Origin of the sequence: Nonomuraea sp. SBT364 (genome assembly GCF_001083785.1) — a bacterium.
Taxonomy (GTDB): domain Bacteria; phylum Actinomycetota; class Actinomycetes; order Streptosporangiales; family Streptosporangiaceae; genus Nonomuraea.
The window spans coordinates 24,441-40,738 of the sequence record NZ_LAVL01000033.1 but is presented as its reverse complement, the minus strand read 5'-3'; the positions used below and the strand labels follow the sequence as shown (position 1 = coordinate 40,738).

The following is a 16,298-nucleotide window of genomic DNA, read 5'->3' as shown; positions in this document are numbered from 1 at the left end:
CGGTCAGCCCTTCCGGTCGGAGTCGGCCAGCTGCTCCAGAGCCTTGTCCACGGTGATCGACCCGCTGAGAAGCTGCTGGGACAGCCTCCCCATCACGTCGAGAGTCTTGGAGGACAGCGCCACGTGCAGGGCGGGCTTGCCGGTCTTGATCGCGGAGGCGATCGTGGCGACGGCCGGGCCGGCCTTCGAGACGTCGATCGTCGTGTCGGACGCGATCGCGCCGGCCTTGCCGTAGAAGGCGGTCAGGGCGTCGGTCGAGGTCAAGGACCGCACCAGCTCGGCGGCCAGGTCCGGGGCCTTCGTCCACTTCGCGACCGCGTAGCCGATGCCACCGTCGTACGGGAGGCTCGGGGTGGCCCCGCCGGTGACGACCGGAGCCTGCATGACGCCGATCTTGTCGGGCGGCAGGAACTCCTTGAAGTCGTTCCAGTGTCCGATGTCCGACATCAGGCCGATGATGTGCGCGGCCTTACCGGTCTCGAAGACTCGGAACACGTCGCTGAACATCGCGGTGGAGTTGGCGCCGTCGTTGTTCAGCCCCTTGTCGCCGGTGTCCTTCCACAGCTCGAAGATCCGCTTCACGCCAGGAGAGGTCCACTCGCGCTTGCCGGCGATCCAGTCGTCGTACTCCTGGGGTGTGAGGACGCCGGACCCGAGGCCCGAGAGGAAGAACTGGATACCGAAGCCCTCTTTGTTGCCGAGCGCGAAGCAGGTGGCCCCGGTCGCCTTCTTGATCGCGGCGCAGCCGCTGACGAGCTCGCCCCAGGTCTTGGGCGGCGCGGCCGGGTCGAGGCCGGCCTGCTCGTAGAGCGTCTTGTTGTAGTAGATCGGATGCCCCTGCAGGGTGACCGGCACCGCGTAGACCTTGCCGTCCTTGCTGAACGCGTCCCAGCCCGCCAGCCGGCTCCTGTCCTCGGCCACGTACTGGTCCAGCGGGAGGAGCGCGTCGGCCCGGTCGCGGATCTGTCCTCCTCCGTTGAAGAGCATGACGTCGGGTCCCTTGCCTGCCTGGATCGCCGTACCGAGCAGGGTGTAGTACTGGTCGAACGGCTGGGCGACGAACTCGACCGTAACCCCCGGGTGCCGCTTGGCGAAGTGCGCCTTGGCCTGCTCGATGTAGGCCGCGGCGGCTGGTTCACCGGACTTCCAGTCCCACACCACGAGCTTCTGCTGCTCCTGCTGCGTGCCTCCGGGCGGGGACTCCGTCCGGGTGGCGCTGCCACAGCCCGCCACGGCCACTGCCGCGACGATCAAAGCCGACCATGACGCTCGCTGCTTCATCGCTGCCCGCTTCCCGGGAGTGGCCGCGGTCCGGCCGGCGGCTCCAAACGTAATTCGTATGACGTCTGATGGCAAGAGGCCCTCGCGTATACTGCTTCCAGGTCACCGGAGGCGATATGACGGCATCGCAGGAAACAGCCGGCAGTGTCCCGGCGCAACCGGCCTGGGTACGCCGCCCGGCGAGTCTCGCCAGAGCCGTGACGGCCGAGCTGGTGGAGCGCATCGTGCGCGGGGTGCACCCACCGGGAACCTCGTTGCCCCCCGAGCCCGCCCTGTGCGAGGCGTTCTCCGTGAGCCGCACCGTCGTGCGGGAGGCCGTCAAGATCCTGCAGGAGAAGGGGCTCGTGCAGGTCCGCCAGGGCTCCGGCACCATGGTGACCCCGCCGGCGACGTGGGACATGCTCGACGAACTCGTCCTCACCGCGACCATCGCCGAGGACGAGAGCCTGGCGATCCTCGACGACCTCGTCGTCACGCGGCGCGTGCTGGAGTCCGACATGGCCAACGTCGCCGCCCGCCTGGCCGGGCCCGACACCGTCGAAGGGTTGCGCGCCCTGGTGGACCAGATGGACGGGCTCGTGGACGACCCGGTCACCTACGCCGACAGCGACCGTGCCTTCCACGACACGATCATGCGCGCGTCCGGCAACCGCATCGCGCGCGCCGTCGTGCGCTCGCTGGAGGGCCAGGTGGTCAACACCGCCCGATACCTGGGCCGGACCGAGCGGGCCCTGTGCGTGGCGTCGAACCTCGGACACCGCCGCATCTACGAGCGCATCGCCGCCCACGATCCCGACGGCGCCGCCGAGGCGATGTTCCAGCACATCACCGAGGCCTGGATAGTGCGCCGCAGCGGAACGGCCGACCCGGTACGTCTGCGGCGTTAGCACGATCGCTCCCTTCAGGCGCGGCGCGCCTTGCGCCGGCACCGCCGCATTCGGGGGCAGTCATACGCCGGTGATGGTCCATTGGTTGTTGGTGTTGTCGTTCGGCGCCCACATCGCCACGGTGGAGCCGATGGTGCGGTTGCCCATGCCGTCCAGGGCGGTGCCGGTGCCCCGGTTGATGATCTGGTTGCGGCCGTTGCCCGTGCTGTTGAGGCGCCACTGCTGGTTGAGGCTGCCGCTCCAGGGCGCCTGCCGGGCACCGGCGCCGTTGGCGCTGTTGCCCCAGCTGTCGATGACCATGCCGTTGGTGCGGTTGACGATGCGACACCAGCCGCCCCCCAGGTCCACCAGCTGCCACTGCAGGTTGGTACTGCCGTCGTAGTTCCACTGTTTGAGCACCGAACCGGAGCCGACGTTTCCGCCGCTGTCCAGGACGAGGCCGGTGGTGACGTTGGAGATGCGGATGTAGGGGGCCGGCGCGCCGGACGCCGTCATGCGGTAGGTGTGGCCGGCCTGGCCGGTCAGGGTGACGACGTCAGGCTCGGGTTTGACGACGGTGACGGTGCCGCCGGACGTGGTGTCGATCACCTGGAGGGTCCCGGTGAACGAGCGGCCGCGGACGTTGATCGTCGCGTTGCGGTCGAATGCGATGAGGGCCTCGGTGGCCGCACCAGAGCTCCATGTGATGTCCACCGTGTGGCCGCCGCGTCCCCGAAGACCTCGCACCGTGCCGTTCGGCCAGGCCGGCGGCAGGGCAGGCAGCAGGTGCAGTTCGCCGGTGTGGCTGTGCAGCAGCATCTCGGCGATGCCGGACGTGGCGCCGAAGTTGCCGTCGATCTGGAACGGGGGATGCAGGTCGAACATGTTAGGCGCGAGCCGGTCCGGCCTCACCAGGAGGCGGAGCAGGGCGTGAGCGCGGGTGCCTTCCTCCAACCGCGCCCAGTAGTTGATCTTCCAGGCCAGTGACCAGCCGGTCCCGTCGTCGCCGCGCAGTTCGAGGGTGCGCCGCGCGGCGGTGAACAGGGCCGGGGTGCCGCGTCTGGTGATCTGGTTGCCGGGATGCAGGCCGTAGAGGTGGGAGACGTGCCGGTGGTTGGTCTCGGGTTCGATCCAGTCGTACAGCCACTCCTGGATGTTGCCGCGCGAGCCGGCCTTCGTCGGTGAGAGCCGGTCGCGGGCGGCCAGGACCCGCGTCCGGAAGTCGGCGTCGGTGCCGAGCGTTTGGGAGGCCTGGGCGCAGCCGTTGAACAGGTCGCGCAGGATCTGGTTGTCCATGGTGGGGCCGGCGCAGACGCTGACGCCCGAGTGGTGGGCCAGCTCCGGCGAGTTCGACGGGTTCGTCACCAGGTAGCCGAGGCTGGGTTCCGTGACGAGGGTGTCGAGGAAGAACTGGGCGGCGCCCTTCATGGCGGGGTAGTACTGCCGGAGGAACTCCAGGTCGCCGGTGAAGGTGTAGTGGTCCCAGATGAGGGTGGCCAGCCAGGCGCCGCCGGTCTGCCACATGCCCCAGAACGCGCCGTCCACGACCGAGGTCCCCCGCCAGGCGTCGGTGTTGTGATGGGTCACCCAGCCGCCGGCGTTGTACTGGACGCGGGCCGTTCGCGCGCCGCTTACGGTGAGGTCCTCGATCATCTTGAACACTGGCTCGTAGCACTCCGGCAGGTTCGTCGTGTCGGCCGGCCAGTAGTTCATCGGCAGGTTGGCGTTGATGGTGTATTTGGAGTCCCACGCCGGCGTGAGCGAGTCGTTCCAGATGCCCTGCAGGTTGGCCGGTTGGGTGCCTGGGCGGGAGGAGCTGATCAGCAGGTAGCGGCCGTACTGGAAAAGCAGCGCGGAGAACTGCGGGTCATCGGTGCTCGTGTGCTGGGCGATCCGCACGTCTGTCGGCTGGTCGGCAGCCGCCGTGCGGCCGAGGTCGAGCGTCGTGCGCCCGAAAAGCCGCTGGTAGTCGGCGATGTGCCGGCTGCGAAGGTCGTCGTACGTTCTGCCGGCGGCGGCGTTGAGGTGCCGGCGGGCGATGCCCTGGTAGTCGCCGCTGACATCGCGGAAGTCGAGGTAGCTGGAGCCGATGGAGATCAGCACCGTCGCGCTGTCGGCGTTGCGCACCTGCAGGGTTCCGCCGGAGCTGGTGACGTTGCCGCCGTCGGCGACGGCCCGGGCCAGGACGAGGAACCGGACGGAGCCGGGCACTCCTTCCATGTCGCCCGAGATGCCGTCGAGCGCGACCGTGGTCCCGTCCGGGCTGGAGCGGGTCGTGCGCTGCGGGCTGTCGAACGTCGCGGAGAACGTGATCGAGCCGGGCCTGTCGGCGGTCAGGCGGATGCCGATCACCTGGTCCGGCGCGCTCGCGAGCACCTCGCGCCGGTACCGTATGCCGTTCTGCAGGTAGGACACCGCCGTGGTGGCCGTCGTCAGGTCGAGGTAGCGGTTGTACTCCGAGACCCCGGCGGTGCTGCCGAGGACGAGGCGTAGGTCGCCGACGGTCTGGTAGGCCAGCTGGCCGACGGGGGTGCCCCGCATGTTCTGGTCGATCAGGGTCTGGGCCTGGCTCCACTGGTTCTGGAAGACCAGCTGCCGGATCTGCCCCAGCGCCGCCGCGCCCCGGGGGTTGCTCTGGTCGTAGGGTCCGCCGGCCCAGACGGTGTCCTCGTTGAGCTGCAACCGCTCGGTGTCGACGTTGCCGAACACCATGGCGGCCAGGCGGCCGTTGCCGATCGGGAGCGCGCGCAGCCAGTCCGTGCCGGCGCTCTCGTCGTACCACAGGGCCAGATCGTTCGCGGCGCTCACCTGGGGAGGGGGCGCCGAGGCTGCCCGGGCGGCGGCCGTCCAGCCCAGCGGCACCACCGCGGCTCCGGCCACACCGAATCTCAGCACTTGCCTTCGCGATAAGTCAGACATCTCGCTTCTCGTTCTCTGGAGGGGTTGCGCTCGGCGGGCCCTTCGGCGTGTGGCGGCAGGGTTTCAGCCGACCCGGGCGAGTTGCCACTGCTGGTGGGCGCCGCGAGCGGTGAAGGAGCCGGCCTTCGACCGCGCCGACGGATCGACGACCGCCGTGGCGGCCGCGCGGACCGGCAGGGCACCTGTCGCGGCCAGCGCGTTTCTCCGGCTCGGCCACCTTCGCTCCCTGCTCACGGGCTCTTTCCGGCCACAGGTCATGTCTCCTCCTCTGGCTTGTCGGCGCTGATCCGCGCCCTCTTGGTGTCCGTCGGCGCCGGTGGTCGCGGGCGGCAACACCGGCATCGGGAGCTCACATCCGGAATGGCTCCGCGTCGGTCCTCTGGACGGGGAGGTGCTGATGAATGACGTCTCGGCGGGTCTGCAGAACCCGAACACCGGCCGATCACTGGGCGTCGCAGACGGCGGGACTGTCTCCCAGCGCCGATGTTCGCGCTAACACTTCCTGCAGGGAAGGTAAAGGCGCCTGACGCGGCTCGTCAACCGTTCGCGGGGAAGAAACTTAATCAAGATCGAATCCACTTGCGCCGTGCCGTGCCCGTGGACCGTGCCGCGCCCACTCTTGACGTCGTGAAGAGGCGAATCAGGCTTCGGCGGCCATCGTGACGCGCCTGCTGATCCGCACAGGCAGGACCGGCACTCCGGCGGCCGGGGTGCATTCAGGCAGAAAATTAACGCCAATCCGGCGCTAGCTATCTGCCGTCACGGCGCAACTTCTGTGAAACTTTCACGGGCACGGATGGTGAGGGCGAGGCGTCCGTCGGACCGTCGGCTGAACTCCGCGACAGCGCGCTCATCAGAGTGCCGCGCCTGCCGGGGATGCCATCCATGCAGGTCAATGGGGGTCCCTGCGGCGGGGCCGCGGCGACCCGGCCGGCCTCGGTGGCGGCCTTGGGAGCCGCACGCCGGGCGACGCCCGCCTCGACGCTTTCCCGGGGCCGGTCGTACGCACGATCAGCCTGCTGGAGGTGCACGTCCACGACCCGGCTCGCCTTCTCGCGATGGGCCGGAGGCCGTTCGACGCCGAGGACCTCAACGAGGACCGACGGACAGGACGTCGTCGGGGCCGTCATGCACTTCGTCAACGGCCCGGAGTTCCTGCCCGGCGCCGACCAGCTGATGGACGTCGTGCAGGCGCGGCTGCTGCGCGTCGACGGGGGTGATGAGGTGAGCGACTGGAGCACCGCGCCCGTGAGGGCGAGGTTGGGCACGGGAACGAGGTCCGACGCCGACGGCCGGGCCGGTTGCAGGGGCGCGGGTGCGTGTCAGCCGAGTGCCTTGCGCAGCAGCGCCGTCAACTGGTCCTGCTCGTCGGGTGCGAGTCGTCCGACCGCCGTGCGGGCGAAGGTGAAGGCCGTTGCGAACCGGTGGTTGACCTCGTCTCCTCGGGGAGTTCGCGCGACGAGCCGTGCGCGGCGGTCCCGGGGGTCGGTTTCGCGGGTCACGAGGCCGAGCGCTTCGAGACGCGCGACGATCTGGGTGACGTTGGAGGCATCGCAGCCGAGCTCCTCGGCCAGGGCGCCCATGCCGCGTCGCTCATCGAGTCGCCCGAGCACACATGCCTGCGCCGAGCTGAGCGAAAGCCCGGCCGCGGCCGCCTCGTAGGCGCGGTCGTATACGTCGACCAGGTCGAACAAGACAGCTTCGGCCTCGGACGAGGTGACTACGGGTCCGTTCGGCAGCGCCATGGCTCTCAGCCTAGAGGAGTTATTTGATTCACTCAAATAGCTGTGGTCCAATGATGCTTGATTCACTCAAGTAAATCCGGAGGGCCGATGGACAGCACAGTTGAGCGCACAGCGGGCGGCGCGATCGTGGCGCCGCAGATGAACGCGGTCGTCCTTGACCGGTTCGGCGGGGTCGACGAACTCTCGTTGCGCCGGATACCGCTCCCGGAGGTCGGCGACGACGACGTCCTCATCCGGGTGGAGTACGCGGGGGTCGGGTCCTGGGACGCGGTCGAGCGGGAGGGGGACTACGACGGCGTTTTCGGCGTCGCGTCGACCTTCCCCTATGTCCTCGGCTGGGACGCGGCGGGCACGGTGGCCGCGCTCGGACGCAACGTCACCCACTTCGACCTGGGCGAGCGTGTCTACGCTGCGACGATGCCGGTGCCGCGTGGCGGCTTCTACGCCGAGTACGGCGTCGTCGAGGCGGAGTTCGTGGCACGGGTGCCCGACCGGGTACCGACCGAACAGGCCGGCGCGATGGCTTGGGATGCGCTGACCGCGCTGAGCGGCCTCGATCTGCTCGGCCTGCGGCCGGGCCGGACGCTCATGGTCTTCGGGGCCAGCGGGGGCATCGGGCACATGGCCGTGCAACTGGCGCGGCACAGCGGCATCCGGGTGCTGGCCGTGGCCTCCGGTGACGACGGTGTCGCGCTGGCCCGGCGGCTGGGCGCCGACGAAGCCGTTGACGGCCGCAAGGTCGATGTGCCGGCCGAGGCATTGAAGTTCGCGCCGGGCGGGCTCGATGCGGCTCTGGTCACCGTGGGAGGCGAGACCACCGAACGGTCTCTTCGCGCGATCAAGACCTCGGGACGGATCGCCTGGCCGAACGGGGTCGGGCCCATGCCTGTGACGTCGCCGGGCGCGGCAATGTCCCACTACGACGGGGATCGAAGCCGCGCCGCCACCGATCGGCTGAATGCGATCATCGAGGCGAGCTCCTTCGAGGTCAACATCGCCCGGACCTTCCCGATGGAACGGGTCGCGGATGCGCACCGCGCCCTGAAGGACCACTATGTCGGGAAGCTGGCCCTCAAGGTCGGATAGGAAGCGACAAGCCGCCCGAGGCTCCTGCTGCCAACGGCGGCAGTTCACCCCCGCAGGCAGGGTGAACACGACGCTGAAGGGTCGGCCTCAAGACCCCACGCGACCGGCAGCCTTCGCTCACCTTGCCCAGGCTGTCCAGCGCTCGCGCGGGCGCAGCGCCGAGGGCCGGCCGGTGACGTCGAAGGCGTGCTCCGCCACGCCGGGGACGCCGCAGTAGGCGACACGGCTGCCGAGCGCGTACACGAGCGTGTCGTCGCCGACCTCGCCGACCTCGCCGCCGAGGACGGCGATGCGGTGCCGGCTGGCGCAAGGACGGCGAGGGGGTGATCGTCTCGGGCCCGTCGGCCGACCCGCATCAGCGTCTGGGCCAGCACCTGGCCATGGAGCTGCAGATCGTCTTCCACGCGCCGTTCCGCCGCATGCCCGCCTTGCGCCACGCCGTCACCCTGTGCCTATCTGCCTCACCTCATCGGTAGGAGTCGATGAGCCGGGCGAGGTGCCTGCCGGCGATCTCCAGTGGTGCCTCGCTCTGGGACACCTGCGCCGACAGCTCGGCGCCCTCCAGCATGTTGATCACGCTGTGGGCGAGATCGTGCGCCAGGTCGTCGGCAAATCCGGCACGGGTGAGCTTGTCGCGGACCAGCATGCGCCAGTTCTCGTAGGCGTTCTCCGCGGCCTGCTGGATCTCGGGCACCCGGCCGGCGCTCTCCAATGCCGTGGTGGTGACGGGACAACCGTCCAGCCAGCCGGACTCGCGCAGCCCCTCGGCCAGGTCGCGGGTGCAGGCGAGCATCGCCGCGGCTGGATCGTCCTCCTGGTCGAAGGCCGCGCGCAGGAATTCCGCGAACTCCCTGTCCCCGTGGCGGACCGCCTCGACGGCCAGCTCGCGCTTGCCGCCGGGGAAGAAGTGGTAGACGGAGCCGAGTGTGGCCTGGGCCTCCTGGGAGATCTGTTTGAGGCCCGTCGCCTCGAACCCCTGTCGCTGCATCAGGCGAGAGGTTGCCCGGACGATCCGCTCCCGGGTGCCGATCTCGTGCTGGGTCCGCATGGCCCTCATCGTACTGGATAGAGCGTTCATTCTAGTCACGTGCTACTGTGCCAGCGCCTAGATAGAGCGTTCATTTTAGTGATGGGGAGAGCACGGATGAAGTCTGTGACAGTGATCGGATTGGGCCCCATGGGGCAGGCCATGGCCGGCGCCTACCTCGAAAGCGGGTACGAGGTGACCGTGTGGAACCGCACGCCTGCCAGGGCGGACGAACTGGTGGCGCGGGGCGCGAGGAGATCGGAATCCGTCGAGGCGGCGCTCACCGCCAACGAGCTCGTGGTGCTGAGCCTGATCGACTACGACGCGATGGATGCCATCCTGGCCCAAGCCCCGCGTACCGCCCTGGACGGACGCACCCTCGCCAACCTCACTTCCGACACCCCGGACAGGGCACGTCAGGCGGCCGCATGGCTGGCCGAGCGCGGAGCCGTACAGATCACCGGGGGCGTGCAGGTGCCGCCCCCGGGCATCGGCACGCCGGACGCCATGACCTACTACAGCGGCCCGAAGGACGCGATCGAGGAGCACCGGCCCGCCCTGGAGGTGCTGACCGGGATCGAGTACCTCGGCGAGGACCACGGACTGGCGGCGCTGTACTACCAGATCGGGATCGACATGTTCTGGACGGCGCTGGCAGGCTACCTGCACGGCCAGGCAGTGGCGGAGGCCAACGGGATCTCGGCACAGGATTTCCTGCCGCACGCGGCGAAGACCATGGACCTCCGCTATTTCCTGGAGTTCTACGCGCCGCGCATCACCGCAGGCAACCACGAGGGGGACGTCGACCGGATCTCCATGGGCGTGGCGAGCATGGAACACGTGCTGCACACCACACAGGCATCCGGCGTGGACGGCTCGCTTCCGGCCGCCGTCCTGAAGATCTTTCGCCAAGGCGTCGCCGCCGGCCACGGCCGGAACAGCCTCACGAGCTTGATCGGCGTGCTGAAGCAGCGCTGACGTATCACCGATCCAGTCCCAGCAGGGGGCCTCGATGCTTCCACGTGCGCCTGCCTGCTCGTCGCCGCGCTCCCCCGGCCGATGCACAGGTCCCGCGCGACCGACTTCAGCGTCCGCCGGTCGCGGTGCCCACCGCCAGGAGCAGGCAGGAGAAGTGATCGCGTCCGGGCAGAGACGGTCGCCCGCGTCCCAAGAGAGACGCGGGCGAGGAGGGCTCAGCCGACGGCCGGACCCGGGATCGGAGCGTAGCCGCCGAACTTGTGCGGCGGCAGGACCGAGGGACTGGGCTCGATGTTCAGGCCCAGGGACCCACTGGCGAGGCGGGCCAGCAGGGACCCGGTGCCTGGAGCGTTGGGGCCGGAGCCGAACGCCGCCGGGTTACCGGTGACCGTGCCGTCGATCCGTTCGAAGCCGCGGAAGGGCGCGCCCGAGGCGGTCGTCTTGTTGACGTAGAGGGCGCCGTCGGCGCCCCGGACGTAGCAGGCGGTGACATTGGCCTGGTAACTGATGGCGACGTCGCTGGTGACGGTGCCGCCGAGAGGCTTCCAGACGTACGGGACGGTGTACAGGTTGAGCGTCCAGAGGCCGTGGTCCGCGCCCCGGGCGGCGATGAAGCCGCCGCCGAAGACGGCGTCCTCGGCGACGGCGATGTTGCTGCTCACCTGCAGATCGGCGAGCGGCTCGAAACCGGTGACGCCGCTGGTGCTCACTCTGTTGACGTAGACGCGGTTGTCGGCTCCCCGGATGAACACCCGGATGGTGTCGATCGGGACGACGAAGGTGCGGGTGGCGGTGATGTCGCTGGTGGCATAGCCGCCGAGGCTGCTCCAGCCACTCCACGCGCCGCCGTTGAGGTTGTTGGTCCACACCGCGCCGTCGGTGCCGCGAGCGAAGATCCGCACGCTGGTCGGCGGCACGAGGTTGGGGACGATCGCCTCGACGTCGCCGGTGACGGTCAGGCCGGGCACCTGCGAGTAGCCGGTGACGGCGCCGGACGGGGTGATCGTGTTGGTGTATACCTGGTCGTCGGTGCCGCGGACGAAGAAGTGCGTGCCGTACGAGTTCACCACCACCGACGGATCGCCGACGATCACGCCGCCGAGCGACTGGAAGGCGCCGAAGGCGGAGCCCGAGCGGGGGCTGTACAGCAGCGAGCCGTCGGCGCCGCGTACGGCGACGCCGGTCGCGACGGGGGTGCTGGCGCGGTTGAAGGCCACGGCGGGGGTGCCGAGGTCAGGCAGGTCGGCCGCGTACGGCGGCGGGACGGCGGAGGCGGAGGCGGAGGGCGCGAGCGCCAGAACTCCTGCGGCGACGGCCAGGATCACGCTTGCCGTCAGGGTCTTGCGTAACCAGTGAGGCTCGGTCATCGAAGTCCCTTCTTCGGTTAGGTGACCTGTATTCGTCCATGGACGGCATGTGGATCACCGGCGGATCCGCCGGGCTCCGGCAGCGGGATCACCTTCTGCCCGGGCCTCACGTCGGCCACGAGCACCGGCTTCCACCGCCTTCGCGTCATCACTGCGGCGCAGATGGTAGGAGACGGTGGCGGTGGCCAGCGCGGCACCCCAGATCGGCCAGAAGCACTCCGGCAGCCAGGCACCCCATTCGGACAGGGCGAACCGGCCCGCGATCGTCCAGCGGATGTAGGTCAGTCCGGCCACGGCAATGATGATCGAGACGAACCCGGCCGGGATGACCGCCAGCAAGGGGGGTACCCGCCTGCCCCGCAGGCCGGGAATCCAGCGCGGGAAGATCTCCCCCCATCGCTGGGTGAGCCCGAGGGTGAGCACGCCGCCGAACGCGCCGAAGGTCGCCAGGTAGGCGCCCGCCAGCCACAGGCCGTCCTCGCCTTCTGCCAGGAACTCCGGGCTCACACCGAGCGGGATGCCCAACGCCCATGCCCACCGGGTGGCGCAGTACACCAGAGGCACCGCGACGGCCACGTACACGGCTATGCGGCCCCGCTGCGGGGTGAACCAACGCGTGCGGGCCTGGCTGCTGCCGTACGCCAGCGCCGCGGCGGCCAGCAACAGTCCGCCCAGCACGCAGAGGAGCTGGTTCAGGACGGGCCATGGCCAGGCATCGGCGAAGGTGGCGCCGCCCAGGCTCCAGCCGAAGACCGGTGCCACCAGCAGCAGCGGCGTGTAGGCGACGCCCATCATCAGCCGCGAATCGGGAATCACCAGAATCAAGATCGCGGCGATCGGCCAGGCCAGGAACAACGGAGCACGACGATCGCTCCTGCGGGTGAGCGCCAGCGCCGTCACCGCGGTGAGCAGGCTGAAGGCGGCAATCCACCAGCCGAAGCGTGGCGTCGTCCCGGCCAGGATGGACAGCGCGCCGTCCGGGTCGGGATCGGAGGCTCCCCAGGGGAAGCCGGGCAGGCCGAGCGCCCACGCCGAGCCGAGAACGCCATAGGTCAGCGCCCACAGCGCCGCCGCGTAGCCGCGCCAGGCGGAAGTGCGTGTTTTCATGTGATCAGCCTCGCCGGGCGGCGGACCGGCGCCCAGATGCCGTTCGGCACATCCGGCCACCGCCACAGGTGCCGAACGGCACCTGTGGCCGGTTTCCACGGTGGACGTATCGTCGGTCCGGTGAGCTGGATGTGGATTGTCGTGTCGATATCGCTGCTGGTCCCCGTCGCAGGGGCGGCGGCAGCGCTGTCGCGCTCGTCGCTCGGGTCGCGTCTGCCCGCGCCTGCATGCGTGGCCGCGGCCGTGTCGCTGGCCGTCACGCTGGCCCACGTCGCCGGCGTTGTGCGGCCCGAGCCGGCCGCCGCCGCACTGGGAATGATCGAGAGTCTGGCGCTCATGACGCTGACCGGCCTGATCGTCCGGTACGCGCCGGCCCGGTGGGCAGCGGTGGCCGCGCCGGCGGCGGGCCTGGCCTCGGCCACCTGGCTGCTGCGCTTCTTCGCCCCCGCCTCGCCGCTGGAAGCGCTGGGCGCGTGCCTGTTCTGGGGGCTGGGTGCGCTCCTGGCCGCCGGTGCCGGAGGTTACCTGCGCTTTCTCGATGTACGGCAGTCCCGCGTCGTGGCCGGCTCCCGCACCGCATTGCGGCTTCAGCTGGCCAGAGACCTGCACGACTTCGTCGCCCACGACATCAGCGAAATGGTGGCGCACGCCCAGGCGGGCAGGGTCGCGGGCGATCCGCTGCAGGCGCTCGAACGCGTCGAAGCCGCAGGGCAGCGCGCCATGTCGATGCTGGACCGCACGCTGGACATGCTGCACCACGACCGGCCCCTCACCTCCCCCGGTGACCTCAGCGGCATCCGCGAGGCGGCCGAACGTTTCTCCGCCGCCGGTCCCGCGCCGGTCCACCTGCGCATGGACCCTCAGGTAGCGATCCCGGCGGAGACCGCGGTCCTGGCCTACCGGATCGTCATCGAAGGACTCACCAACGTCCGGCGGCACGCTTCCCGGGCCAGCCGCGTCGACCTGGACATCAGCGCCGGAGGCGGCCTGATGGAGATCACGATGACCAACGACGGCGTGACACGAGCGCGAAGCGGCCGGCGCGGCGGATCCGGCCTGCCCGGCCTGACCGCCCTGGTCCATGAACAGGGCGGTGAACTGGTCACGCAGGCCGTACCGGACGGGTGGTCGCTGACCGCGCGCCTGCCGATGGCACAATCGCCGGAGTGTCCACCCGCATCCTCATCGCCGACGACCAGGAAGGCATTCGAAGCGCCTTCCGCATGATCCTCGACGCCCAGCCCGACATGACGGTCGTGGCCGAAGCCGCCGACGGCCGCACCGCGATCCACACCGCCAGGACGATCAAGCCGGACGTCGTGCTCGCCGACATCCGGATGCCCGGAGCCGACGGCATCGAGGTGGCCCGTGCCCTCGCCGACACCGACATCCACGTGGTGATCGTCACCACCTTCGGGCTCGACGAGTACGTCCACGCGGCACTGCGGCACGGCGCCTCTGGATTCATCCTCAAACGTTCCGGCCCCACCTTGCTCATCGAAGCCATCAGGGCCGCCACGAATGGCGACATGCTCATCAGCCCGGAGCTCACCATCCGGCTGCTGCGCGAACACCGCCTGCCGCACGAGACGCCGAACGTCGTCCTCACCGAGCGGGAAGACGAGATCGTGGCACTGGTCGCGCACGGCGGGACCAACGCCGAGATCGCCGCGGAACTCTTCCTCTCCGCGGGCACGGTGAAGAACCACATTGCGGCCATCCAGCGCAAGACCGGCGCCAGAAACCGCGTCGCCATCGCGGCCTGGGCATGGGCGACCGGCAGGGCCGAGCCCTGATCAGGGGCTGCCCGGACCGGCGCGGGGTCGGTTCGCCGGAACCTGAGGAGAGGGGGGCGGCCGTCGGATGCGGCGAACGATCCGCGTGGCCTTCTCCTTCGGTCCGCCGATGACTGCTACATCTCGTGCTCCCAGCTGCCGCGCGTGTCGACGTCCGCAGCATCCGCCAACGCTTCCAGCTCCGCGATCTCCTCGTCGGCGAGATCGATGCCGCGAGCCCGGACCAGTCCGTCGATGTAACCGGCCTTCGTGACCCCGACGATCGGGGTGGTCCCCTTGGCGATGGCCCAGGCGGTGGCGACATCGGCGGCGGACCCGCCCCGGTCCTGGCCGATCCTCCCCATCCTGTCGGTCAGCGCCCGCAGCCGGGGCAGGATGCCGTTGTACGCCGCCGCCCGGACACTGCCCTCAGGCAACGGGCCGGCCGCGGTGTACCTGCCGGTCAGCGCCCCTTGTTCGAGGACCATGTAGGAGAGGAACCGCACGTCGTGCTCGCGGCAGTGGTCGAGGATGCCCGCGCGCTCGGAGCTCCGGTACAGGAGGCTGTAGTGGTTCTGGACCGCCTCCACGCGGAAGCCGGCCTCGCCGAGGATCTGATCGGCAAGAGCGATCTCCTCGAGGTTGTGGTTCGAGACGCCCACATGCTTGATCTTGCCGCTCTTCAGCGGCGGGATCAGAAGCGGCGTCCATCGTGCCACGTCGGCAGGGTTGTGGATCCAGTAGAGATCCACATAATCCGTACCCATTCGGTCGAGGCTCTGCTCCAGCATGTCCGCGACCGGATCGTCGCCGTCGCCCGCGATCTGCGGGGTGAACTTCGTCGACAGCTGGTACTCGCTGCGGTCGTAACCCTTCAGCGCCTGGGCGAGGACCGCCTCCGAGCGGCCCATGCCGTACACCACGGCGGTGTCCCACAGGGTGAAGCCGTTGGAATGCGCCTTCTCGACGACCTTTCGCAGGCCGGGCCCGGTCAGCTGACTGCCGAAATAGCCGTCGCCCACCTCGCCGCTGTCTCCCCAGGCCCACGTGCCCAGCGCCACCGCCGGCACGGTCAGCGTCCTGCTCGTCATGTCATGCCTCCATTGCTTGTTCGGCCATGTCCGTATCGCAGGTCCAGGACACCCGGCCTGACCGCGCGTGTGGCAGAGCGCGTTCATAGGGGGGACGAACTCAACCCCCCTTGCCGCCGCCACCTCGCGAAACCCGCGGCTACCGTGGAGGGCATGGACCACCGGCCCGACCACCGCGACCAGATCCGGGACTTCCTGGCCACCCGGCGCGCCAAGCTCACCCCCGAGCAGGTCGGGCTGCCCACCAGCGGCCGGCGCCGGGTCCCCGGGCTGCGCCGCGAAGAGGTCGCGGTGCTGGCCGGGGTGAGCACCGAGTGGTACACCCGGCTGGAGAAGGGCCACATCAGCGGCGTGTCCGAAGGGGTGCTCGGCGCGGTCGCCCAGGCCCTGCGCCTGAGCCGGGACGAACGCATCTACCTGTTCGACCTGGCCCACGCCGCCCGGCCCGCCCGCCGCGCGCCCTCGCGCCGCAAGGACGTCCAGGTCCCGCCGCGGGTCCAGTGGCTGCTCGACTCCATGACGATGTCGGCGGCGTGGCTACGCAACGGCCGCGCCGACATCGTCGCCGACAACGCGCTGGCCCGGGCCCTGCTCGCGCCGGTCTTCGACAGCCCCGCCACGAGGCACGGCCGCGCCAACATCGCCCGTTACGTCTTCCTCGACCCGGGCTCGCAGCGGTTCTTCGTCGACTGGGACGAGGCCGCCGGCGTCAGCGCCGCGCTGCTGCGCGCCGAGGCCGGACGCGAGCCCCATGACCGGGCCCTGCGCGACCTCGTCGGTGAGCTGTCCACGCTCAGCCCCGAGTTCCGCAGCCGGTGGGCCGTCCACGACGTGCGCATCCACCACGACGGCGACAAGCGGCTGTGGCACCCCCAGGTCGGCGGCCTGGAGCTGACCTACCAGTCTCTCGACCTGCCCATGTCCAACCGGACGGTGTACGGCCTCACCATCTACACCGCCGAGCCGGGCAGCACCTCGGAAGAGCGGCTCAAGCTCCTGGCCAGCCTGGCGGCCACCCAGCCGGCACCCACCGCCAGCCGGCCGAGTTGAAGCGCG

General features: G+C 69.9%; 15 protein-coding genes. 6 read left to right on the top strand and 9 right to left on the bottom strand.

Translation table 11 applies throughout. The annotated features are described in order from the left end of the window. Window positions 1-3: 3 nt before the first annotated feature. Window positions 4-1,254 carry an ABC transporter substrate-binding protein gene (locus ADY59_RS17680; protein ID WP_197093710.1) on the bottom strand — a complete coding sequence of 417 codons (1,251 nt, stop codon included), beginning with the start codon at window positions 1,252-1,254 and terminating at the stop codon, window positions 4-6. A gap of 224 nt (window positions 1,255-1,478) precedes the next feature. Here ADY59_RS17680 and ADY59_RS17675 point away from each other — a divergent pair, with 224 nt between their 5' ends. After that, window positions 1,479-2,168, top strand: coding sequence for a FadR/GntR family transcriptional regulator (locus tag ADY59_RS17675; RefSeq protein ID WP_156325565.1), 690 nt, complete (start codon window positions 1,479-1,481; stop codon window positions 2,166-2,168). Window positions 2,169-2,228: 60 nt separating this feature from the next. Here the strand turns inward: ADY59_RS17675 and ADY59_RS17670 are convergent, their stop codons facing one another. From ADY59_RS17670 to ADY59_RS17665, 3 genes are all read right to left on the bottom strand, one after another. Continuing rightward, window positions 2,229-5,042, bottom strand: a complete 2,814-nt coding sequence (locus ADY59_RS17670) for a glycosyl hydrolase family 95 catalytic domain-containing protein (RefSeq protein ID WP_197093709.1) — start codon at window positions 5,040-5,042, stop codon at window positions 2,229-2,231. 87 nt (window positions 5,043-5,129) lie between these two features. Continuing rightward, window positions 5,130-5,300 carry a hypothetical protein gene (locus ADY59_RS50070; protein WP_156325564.1) on the bottom strand — a complete coding sequence of 57 codons (171 nt, stop codon included), beginning with the start codon at window positions 5,298-5,300 and terminating at the stop codon, window positions 5,130-5,132. A 1,088-nt stretch (window positions 5,301-6,388) separates the two neighbouring features. Then, complete coding sequence (locus tag ADY59_RS17665) at window positions 6,389-6,811, bottom strand: MarR family winged helix-turn-helix transcriptional regulator (RefSeq protein WP_049563448.1); 423 nt, start codon at window positions 6,809-6,811, stop codon at window positions 6,389-6,391. A gap of 87 nt (window positions 6,812-6,898) precedes the next feature. Here ADY59_RS17665 and ADY59_RS17660 point away from each other — a divergent pair, with 87 nt between their 5' ends. Then, a complete protein-coding gene (locus tag ADY59_RS17660) occupies window positions 6,899-7,897 on the top strand; it encodes a quinone oxidoreductase family protein (RefSeq protein ID WP_231618762.1) in 999 nt (332 codons plus the stop codon). Between the two features lie 117 nt (window positions 7,898-8,014). Here ADY59_RS17660 and ADY59_RS53395 read toward each other — a convergent pair whose 3' ends face one another. Continuing rightward, window positions 8,015-8,140 carry a hypothetical protein gene (locus ADY59_RS53395; protein WP_269433615.1) on the bottom strand — a complete coding sequence of 42 codons (126 nt, stop codon included), beginning with the start codon at window positions 8,138-8,140 and terminating at the stop codon, window positions 8,015-8,017. Window positions 8,141-8,363: 223 nt separating this feature from the next. Continuing rightward, window positions 8,364-8,945 carry a TetR/AcrR family transcriptional regulator gene (locus ADY59_RS17655; RefSeq protein ID WP_049563447.1) on the bottom strand — a complete coding sequence of 194 codons (582 nt, stop codon included), beginning with the start codon at window positions 8,943-8,945 and terminating at the stop codon, window positions 8,364-8,366. A gap of 81 nt (window positions 8,946-9,026) precedes the next feature. Between ADY59_RS17655 and ADY59_RS17650 the strand changes: the two genes are divergently transcribed. Next, window positions 9,027-9,902: an NAD(P)-dependent oxidoreductase gene (locus tag ADY59_RS17650; RefSeq protein WP_331459489.1), complete on the top strand. Its 876-nt coding sequence runs from the start codon at window positions 9,027-9,029 to the stop codon at window positions 9,900-9,902. 215 nt (window positions 9,903-10,117) lie between these two features. On the opposite strand, the gene ADY59_RS17645 is transcribed toward ADY59_RS17650, so the two are convergent. Then, window positions 10,118-11,269 (bottom strand): hypothetical protein, encoded by a 1,152-nt coding sequence (locus ADY59_RS17645; RefSeq protein WP_049563445.1) that lies wholly within the window; start codon window positions 11,267-11,269, stop codon window positions 10,118-10,120. 54 nt (window positions 11,270-11,323) lie between these two features. Further along, the gene (locus ADY59_RS51480) at window positions 11,324-12,376 is read right to left on the bottom strand and encodes a hypothetical protein (protein WP_197093708.1); all 1,053 of its coding nucleotides are present in this window, start codon (window positions 12,374-12,376) and stop codon (window positions 11,324-11,326) included. Between the two features lie 129 nt (window positions 12,377-12,505). Here ADY59_RS51480 and ADY59_RS51475 point away from each other — a divergent pair, with 129 nt between their 5' ends. Together ADY59_RS51475 and ADY59_RS17630 are read left to right on the top strand one after the other, a co-directional pair. Further along, entirely contained in the window at window positions 12,506-13,603 is a 1,098-nt protein-coding gene (locus ADY59_RS51475; protein WP_231618764.1) for a histidine kinase, read from the top strand. Then, window positions 13,543-14,172, top strand: coding sequence for a response regulator (locus ADY59_RS17630; protein WP_049563442.1), 630 nt, complete (start codon window positions 13,543-13,545; stop codon window positions 14,170-14,172). The genes ADY59_RS51475 and ADY59_RS17630 overlap by 61 nt, the downstream gene beginning before the upstream one ends. A gap of 116 nt (window positions 14,173-14,288) precedes the next feature. Here ADY59_RS17630 and ADY59_RS17625 read toward each other — a convergent pair whose 3' ends face one another. Next, window positions 14,289-15,212 (bottom strand): aldo/keto reductase, encoded by a 924-nt coding sequence (locus ADY59_RS17625; RefSeq protein ID WP_231618760.1) that lies wholly within the window; start codon window positions 15,210-15,212, stop codon window positions 14,289-14,291. A 183-nt stretch (window positions 15,213-15,395) separates the two neighbouring features. Here ADY59_RS17625 and ADY59_RS17620 point away from each other — a divergent pair, with 183 nt between their 5' ends. Beyond that, a complete protein-coding gene (locus tag ADY59_RS17620; RefSeq protein WP_049563439.1) occupies window positions 15,396-16,292 on the top strand; it encodes a helix-turn-helix transcriptional regulator in 897 nt (298 codons plus the stop codon). The last annotated feature ends 6 nt before the right edge of the window (window positions 16,293-16,298 follow it).

Bases quoted from the DNA above. Each gene is read 5' to 3' on its own strand.
- ADY59_RS51475 (WP_231618764.1), top strand. From the start codon at position 12,506: ATGTGGATTGTCGTGTCGATATCGCTGCTGGTCCCCGTCGCAGGGGCG.
- ADY59_RS17660 (WP_231618762.1), top strand. From the start codon at position 6,899: ATGGACAGCACAGTTGAGCGCACAGCGGGCGGCGCGATCGTGGCGCCG.
- ADY59_RS17665 (WP_049563448.1), bottom strand. From the start codon at position 6,811: ATGGCGCTGCCGAACGGACCCGTAGTCACCTCGTCCGAGGCCGAAGCT.
- ADY59_RS17650 (WP_331459489.1), top strand. From the start codon at position 9,027: ATGGGGAGAGCACGGATGAAGTCTGTGACAGTGATCGGATTGGGCCCC.
- ADY59_RS51480 (WP_197093708.1), bottom strand. From the start codon at position 12,376: ATGAAAACACGCACTTCCGCCTGGCGCGGCTACGCGGCGGCGCTGTGG.
- ADY59_RS17620 (WP_049563439.1), top strand. From the start codon at position 15,396: ATGGACCACCGGCCCGACCACCGCGACCAGATCCGGGACTTCCTGGCC.
- ADY59_RS17655 (WP_049563447.1), bottom strand. From the start codon at position 8,945: ATGCGGACCCAGCACGAGATCGGCACCCGGGAGCGGATCGTCCGGGCA.
- ADY59_RS17645 (WP_049563445.1), bottom strand. From the start codon at position 11,269: ATGACCGAGCCTCACTGGTTACGCAAGACCCTGACGGCAAGCGTGATC.